1 protein-coding gene is annotated in these 546 nt (G+C 64.5%); it reads right to left on the bottom strand.

What is annotated here, in order from left to right:
- On the bottom strand, positions 1–410 hold a 410-nt coding region (locus tag GY937_16120), incomplete at its 3' end, for a hypothetical protein (protein MCP5058232.1).
- Positions 411–546: the final 136 nt, after the last annotated feature.

The raw sequence follows: 546 nt of genomic DNA, 5'->3' as shown, positions 1-546 counted from the left end.
GCAGGCTTGAGGCCATGGGCGAACTGGTCGTACCGGGTGAGACGATGGGCCACTACCACGTCCTCCACCCTGCTCCAGGGGACGACGGGCCAGCCCTCTTTGCGGAAGACGGACTGGTCATAGGTTGCGTTGGCGAAGATTACCCGGTTGGTGGCCTTGGCTACTAGCGCCTGGGTGTGGCGGATGAGGTGGTGCCAGTCCTGCGCATCGATGGCCCATGCCTCGGTGGCGGTACCAATCTGGTAGAGCCGGCAATGCCCTCTCCCCGTGAGGGGGAGCTCGGTCCACAGCTCAGTGACTGACCCCGTCTCGGTGTCGATGGCTATGTCCTGGCCCGAGTTGAGTATGTCGGTGAGCCAGTTGAGGTAGGGGGTTACGTCGTCGGGCCCATCGAGACGTGTGGCTGACATCGGTGGCGGCTCACTCATCATCCCCCTCCACCAGTTCCGCTATCTCCGTGAGCTCGGGGGTCTCGTCCACCTCTGACAGGTCGAGCACGTCCTGGCCCCTGGCCGTGGCCTGCTCGGCTACGGCGTTGACCAGCTC

The organism is bacterium (assembly GCA_024228115.1).
GTDB lineage: Bacteria > Myxococcota_A > UBA9160 > UBA9160 > UBA6930.
The sequence above is the reverse complement of the archived record's forward strand: the minus strand, read 5'-3'. Positions and strand labels throughout refer to the sequence as shown.